Raw genomic sequence first — 5,812 nt, 5'->3', positions numbered from 1 at the left:
TGCAGATCGGCCTCATAGATCACCGAACGGGTCGAGCGCACACCTTCCGGCGCGCCGCGCATGAAGACGTCGCGCCCCTCCAGCGGCCGCGCGTGCAGGGCTTCACCAGCGGCGCGCATCGCATCAAGCCGGCGCAGGCGGAAAGCCAGCGCCTGGGCGAGCACCTCGACCGGTTCATCGTCATCCTTGGGCGGTTTGGGCAGGAGGAGCTTGGATTTGAGAAAGGCGAGCCAAGCCGCCATCACCAGATAATCGGCGGCCAGATCGAGCCGTTTGCGGCTGGCCGCGGCCATGAAGCCGAGATATTGCTCGGCCAGTTCAAGGATGGAGATACGGGCGAGATCGATTTTCTTCTTGCGCGCCAGGGCCAGCAGAAGGTGGAGCGGGCCCTCGAAGCCATCCAGATCGACGACGAGCGCATCCGCCTCGGCCTCTTCGGCCGCCTCGAATTTCAGCTCTTCCTCGAACTCCTCGTTCACGCCACCCTCACCGTCTGGCCAGCTCCAGCAGCTCATTGAGCTCTGATTCGCCCGCTTCAGGGTCGAAATCCTCGATCACATCGCGCGCCTGCTCGGCGAGCTTGGCCCGTTCCAGCGCCTTGCCCGCCAGGCGCGGCGCCGCTTCGGCCACCTGGCGCATTTCGCCACGATCGCCATTGCAGTGTAGCAGAATATCGCAGCCGGCGCGGATCGAGGCCTCGCCGCGCTGGCGGAATGTGCCCGACAGCGCCTTCATCGAGAGATCGTCGGTCATCAGGAAACCGTCGAAACCGATCTCGCCGCGGATCACATTACCCACCACGTCCGGCGAAGTGGTCGCCGGGTTTTCCGGATCGATATCGGCATAGACAATATGCGCCGTCATCGCCATCACCGCCCTGTTGAGCTTGCGGAAGGCGGCGAAATCGGTTTCCGACAGCAGGCCGTGCTCCTCGGTGACGCGCGGCAGGGCGAGATGGCTGTCGGCATCGGCACGGCCATGACCGGGAATATGCTTGATCACCGGCGCAACGCCGCCGGCCATCAGCCCGTCCATCGCCGCCTGACCCAGCAGGGCCACGATGTCCGGCGTTTCGCCAAAGGCGCGGTCGCCGATAATGTCGTCAGCGCCGGGAATGCGCAGATCGAGCACCGGCGCGCAATCGACATCGACGCCGACGCCGCGCAGTTCATGCGCCAGCAGGCGATGATTGAGCCGCACCGCCGCGATCGCCGCTTCCGGCTCGCGCTCGAACAGATCGCCAAACACCTGTGCCGGCGGCGCCTTGCGCCAGGTCGGCGGTTTCAGCCGGGCGACGCGCCCGCCTTCCTGGTCGATCAGGATCGGCACATCGCGGCCGAGCGCATCGCGCAGGCTGCCGGTCAGACGGGTGAGCTGTTTCGGTCCGTCGATATTGCGCGCGAACAGGATGAAGCCCCAGGGATCGGCATCGCGGAAGAAAGCCTTCTCGACCGTCGTGAGCTTGGGCCCCGACAGGCCATAAATCGCGGCACTCACGCTCATCGGCGCGCCACCAGGCAATCCTGTCCGCCCTCCTGCAACCGGCCACAATAGTCGACGGCGGAGTCGCGGCTCGTAAAGGCGGCAATGCGCAGGCGGTAATAAATGCCACGATTGGGAATATCGACCTCAACCACATCCGGTGCCACACCGGCGGCGATGCTGGAGAAACGGGTGCGAAAAGCCAGCCAGGCGGCTTCCGCATCGTTCCGGGAGCGGAAGGAGGCGATCTGCACCACCCATTCGCCGCTGGTATTGACGGCGATCCTGGACGCGGCCGGGGCCGGTTCGGGGTCGCGCGCAGGCACGGGCGCCGGCGCTTCCGGTTCGGCGGGCTGCGGCTGTGCACGCTCTGGCTCGGGACGTTCCGGAGCCTGACGCGGTGTCACATCGGGCGCAGGATTCGCGTCCGGGGCGTCCTGGACACCGGTTTGATCAGCAGTGACGGTCTCGATCCGCAAGGCGGGCCGGCTCTCATCAAGCGGCTCCTCCGGTCCGGGCCGCGTGGTGACGGCCTGATTGGTGTGGTCCTCGCCGCTCAGCCGGTCATAGACCTCGATGTCGGTATCGGGCGTCTGCACACCGCCGGGATCCAGCGGCCGTTCGCGATAGGGTTCGCTATTGGCCAGAAGGCGCGGCGCGCCATCGCGGCCACTTTCGCGCAGGCCCTGATTATAGGCACTCCAGACCACGCCGAGAAACAGGACGAAAACGGCAAAGGCTGCGGCCAGAAGAAGTGGGCCGCGGCGCGAATCCTCGTCGCGCGCGTCAAATGTCGCGAACTCGTCAGTCGGTGGTGCGTAGGCTCCGAGGCGAGCGTCGTCGTCCTGATCGGTCATTTTATCCCGGCGTCTGGCAATGATCCAGCGCCGCGCGAATCGCACGGCACCCCATCACGATAACATTGTCTGTCCCATGCACTTACCGATCTCGCAGGCCGTGAGACAAGGCGCATCAGAAATATCCCTGCACGGTAAACAGCCGTCGATGCTCCTCGACCGCAAAGCGGTCGGTCATCCCGGCGATATAATCGCAAACCGCCCGCGCTGTCTGCGCCGAACCGGCCTCGCCCATATCCCGCTGCACATCCGGCGGCAGCACGCCGGGGTCGGCAAGATAGAGATCGAACAGATCGCTCATCACCCGCTGGCCCTGGCTCATCATGCGGTTGACCTTGTAGTGGCGGTACATATTGGCGAATAAATGCCGCCGCAACGCCGCCAGGATCGCCAGCATGTCCTCGGAAAAGGCGACCACGGGCTGGTCCAGCTGGCGCAAGGCATCGGCACTCGCCGGCTGCGCCTCGGCCAGACGCCGTTTCGTCTCCTCGAGCACATCGCCCACCATCAAACCGATCAGTTCGCGCACCGCTTCATGGATCATCACATTGCGCTTGATATCGGGCCAGCGCGTCTCGACGCGGCGGAAGATATCGCCCAGCAAAGGCAGGTCGAGCAGCGGTTCAAGCTCCAGCAGGCCGGAACGCAGACCATCATCAAGGTCGTGATTATTATAGGCGATATCGTCCGACAGCGCCGCGATCTGGGCCTCCAGCCCGGCATGGGTGTGCAGCTCAAGCGAGCGCCAGTCCTCATAATCGGTGAAGGCCCAGGCGAGGCCGGAACCGTCACCGCCGGCCGGCATGAGCGGGCCATTATGCTTGACCACGCCCTCCAGGCTTTCCCAGGTCAGATTGAGCCCGTCGAATTCCGGGTAACGCACTTCCAGCTTGGTGACGACACGCAGGGTCTGGGCATTGTGGTCGAAACCGCCAAACGCCTTCATCTTGTCGGCCAGCACCCGCTCGCCGGAATGCCCGAAGGGCGGGTGACCGAGATCATGCGCCAGGGCCAGCGCCTCGGCGAGATCCTCATCGCCGCCCAGCGCCCGCGCCAGCGTGCGCGCGATCTGCGCCACTTCCAGCGAATGGGTCAGCCGGGTGCGGTATTGATCGCCTTCATGGGCGACGAAGACCTGGGTCTTCTCCTTCAAACGCCGGAAGGCCCCGGAATGAATAATTCGGTCGCGATCGCGCTGGAAGGCGTTGCGCATGGCGCTGTCGGGCTGGGCGAACAACCGGCCGCGCGATTGTGACGGATGGCACGCATAGGGCGCGCGAAACCGGTCATTGGCCGCTATCATCATGTCGCTTGGGCCTTTCATCAATGCCGGTGCGGGTCCATATAGAGCAAGAAGCCCTGAAACTGAACGCCGGATATGGCCCAATCATGACGACATCTGTGACGCTTTCCGCCAATGCGGCCCGGCAGATCAACACCATCATCGCCAGCCAGGCGGCTGCGAGCCTGCTGCGCATCGGCGTGGTCGGTGGCGGCTGCTCCGGCTTCTCCTACACCTTCGACCTCGACAGCGCGGTGCAGCCGGACGATCTCCTGCTTGAGCGCGACGGCGCCAAAGTGGTGATCGACGAGGCCTCCCTGCCCTTCCTGGAAGGTTCGGAAATCGATTATGTCGATGAGCTGATCGGCGCCAGTTTCAAGATCCACAATCCCAATGCCACCGCCGCCTGCGGTTGCGGCACAAGTTTTTCGGTCTGACCTCTCGCCCTCGGGTTCGCGCTGGCATAGGCTGCCAGCCTGTCAACGCGGGAGGGAAATGATGGCTTATGTTCAGGGTTATGTCGCAGCCGTGCCCAACGCCAATCGCAAGGCGTTCGAGGAAAGCAGCGAAGCCATGGTCACCATGATGAAGGAATACGGTGCCCTGCAGGCCGTCGATTGCTGGGGCGTCGATGTGCCGGACGGCAAACTCACCTCTTTCCCGCTGGCGGTGGACAAGAAGGAAGACGAGACGGTCACCTTTTCCTGGGCTGTCTGGCCTGACAAGGCCACATGCGACGCCGCCATGGAAAAGATGATGTCCGATCCTCGGATGAAGGCGGACGCGATGCCCTTCGACGGCAAACGGATGATTTTCGGCAGTTTTCAACCGCTTGGCGAGATTTGATCGCGACATGACAACCCCGCTCGGCGTCAGCGACGCCCTCGCCGCCCGCATCTCCACGCGCGCCTATCTCGACACGCCGGTCAGCGAAGCCCAGGTGCGCGAACTGCTGCGGCTGGCGAGCCGCGCGCCGTCGGGCGGCAATCTCCAGCCCTGGGAGGTCCATGTCGTCACCGGCGAAGCGCGCCAGCGCGTGATCGATGCGGTCAGGGCGACCCAGGCGGAACACCCGTTTGGCGAGCCCGAGCCGGAATACCAGATCTATCCCAAACCGATCATCGATCCCTGGCGCGCCCGGCGCTTTGCCTGCGGCGAGGCCGTCTATGCCGCGATGGAGATTCCACGCGAGGACAAGATGGCGCGCCTTGTCCATGTCGCGCGCAATTTCGAATTCTTCGGCGCGCCGGTCGGGCTGTTCGTGTCGATCCACAAGGACATGCAGCCGGGCCAATGGTCGGATCTGGGCATGTTCATCCAGTCCTTCCTGCTCGCAGCCACCGAGGCCGGTCTGGCCACATGCGCCCAGGAAGCCTGGTCAATCTATCCCAAAACGGTGAAGACCGCCGTGGGCATCCCAGCCGACTTCACCCTGTTCTGCGGCATCGCCCTGGGCCATGGCGACCCGGACGCGCCGGTCAATGCGACGCGCACCGAGCGGGCGGATGTCGATGAATTTGCGAGTTTTGCCGGGTTTTAGGCCGAGCAGACCAGCGCCCCGCCGCAAAAGGCCTGCAGCGCCGCCAGCCAGCCCAACAGGCCGATCAGCCAGACCACAGGGATCGCGATCATCCATTTCAACGCCGACCCCCGCTTGCCGCCATTAAAGCGCAACCAGCCGATCGCCAGCGCCAGCAGGGCCGCCAGCGGCCCGCAGGCCGAATAGACCGCAAGGGCCACAGCCGCCAGCGGCAGACTGCCGCCAGCCAGCATCAGCCCGGCCGTCTCCCACATCACCGAGGAAGCGAAGCCGAAGGCGATAATCACCACGCTGGCGGAAATCAGCCAGGCCCGGCCCGGTCCGGCCGCCGGGCCTGTATCGAATTCGTCGCTTTCATCCTGCACGTGTCTGCCCATCCCTGTTCATTCGTGCCGCCCGCGGCTTCACTCCAGCCGCAAATCGCCTAAGGTGCGGGTCCTCTGCCGCCAAAGCGAAGCGAACCACCATGACCCTGACCCTCGCAACCTGGAACGTCAATTCCATCAAGGCCCGCCTGCCCAACGCGCTCGACTGGCTGACGGAGGCCAAGCCCGACATTGTCTGCCTGCAGGAGATCAAGACGGTCGATGAGGGCTTCCCGCGCGAGGAGATCGAGCGGCTCGGCTACAACATCATCACCCATGGCCAGAA

Annotated in this window: 9 protein-coding genes; 4 read left to right on the top strand and 5 right to left on the bottom strand. The window is 64.5% G+C overall.

What is annotated here, in order from left to right; all coding sequences use genetic code 11:
• The 4 genes from AAC023_RS13235 to AAC023_RS13220 all read right to left on the bottom strand — a co-directional run.
• Positions 1-479 (bottom strand): ScpA family protein (locus AAC023_RS13235; protein WP_339741670.1); only part of this gene is annotated, 479 nt, incomplete at its 3' end.
• A 7-nt stretch (positions 480-486) separates the two neighbouring features.
• Positions 487-1,503: a beta-N-acetylhexosaminidase gene (gene nagZ / locus AAC023_RS13230; RefSeq protein ID WP_339741669.1), complete on the bottom strand. Its 1,017-nt coding sequence runs from the start codon at positions 1,501-1,503 to the stop codon at positions 487-489.
• The gene (locus AAC023_RS13225; RefSeq protein ID WP_339741668.1) at positions 1,500-2,339 is read right to left on the bottom strand and encodes an SPOR domain-containing protein; all 840 of its coding nucleotides are present in this window, start codon (positions 2,337-2,339) and stop codon (positions 1,500-1,502) included. The genes nagZ and AAC023_RS13225 overlap by 4 nt, the downstream gene beginning before the upstream one ends.
• Before the next feature lie 115 nt (positions 2,340-2,454).
• A complete protein-coding gene (locus AAC023_RS13220) occupies positions 2,455-3,645 on the bottom strand; it encodes a deoxyguanosinetriphosphate triphosphohydrolase (RefSeq protein WP_339741667.1) in 1,191 nt (396 codons plus the stop codon).
• A gap of 83 nt (positions 3,646-3,728) precedes the next feature.
• On the opposite strand from AAC023_RS13220, the gene erpA reads away from it, so the two are divergent.
• The 3 genes from erpA to AAC023_RS13205 all read left to right on the top strand — a co-directional run bounded on the left by erpA (position 3,729) and on the right by AAC023_RS13205 (position 5,161).
• Positions 3,729-4,058 (top strand): iron-sulfur cluster insertion protein ErpA, encoded by a 330-nt coding sequence (erpA, locus tag AAC023_RS13215; RefSeq protein WP_339741666.1) that lies wholly within the window; start codon positions 3,729-3,731, stop codon positions 4,056-4,058.
• 61 nt (positions 4,059-4,119) lie between these two features.
• Complete coding sequence (locus AAC023_RS13210; protein ID WP_339741665.1) at positions 4,120-4,467, top strand: DUF1428 domain-containing protein; 348 nt, start codon at positions 4,120-4,122, stop codon at positions 4,465-4,467.
• 7 nt (positions 4,468-4,474) lie between these two features.
• A complete protein-coding gene (locus AAC023_RS13205) occupies positions 4,475-5,161 on the top strand; it encodes a nitroreductase (RefSeq protein ID WP_339741664.1) in 687 nt (228 codons plus the stop codon).
• Here AAC023_RS13205 and AAC023_RS13200 read toward each other — a convergent pair.
• Positions 5,158-5,538: a hypothetical protein gene (locus AAC023_RS13200; RefSeq protein ID WP_339741663.1), complete on the bottom strand. Its 381-nt coding sequence runs from the start codon at positions 5,536-5,538 to the stop codon at positions 5,158-5,160. The genes AAC023_RS13205 and AAC023_RS13200 overlap by 4 nt on opposite strands.
• 89 nt (positions 5,539-5,627) lie before the next feature.
• On the opposite strand from AAC023_RS13200, the gene AAC023_RS13195 reads away from it, so the two are divergent.
• Positions 5,628-5,812 (top strand): endonuclease/exonuclease/phosphatase family protein (locus tag AAC023_RS13195; protein ID WP_339741662.1); only part of this gene is annotated, 185 nt, incomplete at its 3' end.

It is taken from the genome of uncultured Maricaulis sp., assembly GCF_963976135.1.
Classification (GTDB): domain Bacteria; phylum Pseudomonadota; class Alphaproteobacteria; order Caulobacterales; family Maricaulaceae; genus Maricaulis.
This window is presented reverse-complemented; position numbering and strand designations above follow the sequence as displayed.

Excerpts from the sequence above, each read along its gene's own strand:
- AAC023_RS13225 (WP_339741668.1), bottom strand. The coding sequence starts at position 2,339 with ATGACCGATCAGGACGACGACGCTCGCCTCGGAGCCTACGCACCACCG.
- erpA (WP_339741666.1), top strand. The coding sequence starts at position 3,729 with ATGACGACATCTGTGACGCTTTCCGCCAATGCGGCCCGGCAGATCAAC.
- AAC023_RS13205 (WP_339741664.1), top strand. The coding sequence starts at position 4,475 with ATGACAACCCCGCTCGGCGTCAGCGACGCCCTCGCCGCCCGCATCTCC.
- AAC023_RS13200 (WP_339741663.1), bottom strand. The coding sequence starts at position 5,538 with ATGGGCAGACACGTGCAGGATGAAAGCGACGAATTCGATACAGGCCCG.
- AAC023_RS13220 (WP_339741667.1), bottom strand. The coding sequence starts at position 3,645 with ATGATGATAGCGGCCAATGACCGGTTTCGCGCGCCCTATGCGTGCCAT.
- AAC023_RS13210 (WP_339741665.1), top strand. The coding sequence starts at position 4,120 with ATGGCTTATGTTCAGGGTTATGTCGCAGCCGTGCCCAACGCCAATCGC.
- nagZ (WP_339741669.1), bottom strand. The coding sequence starts at position 1,503 with ATGAGCGTGAGTGCCGCGATTTATGGCCTGTCGGGGCCCAAGCTCACG.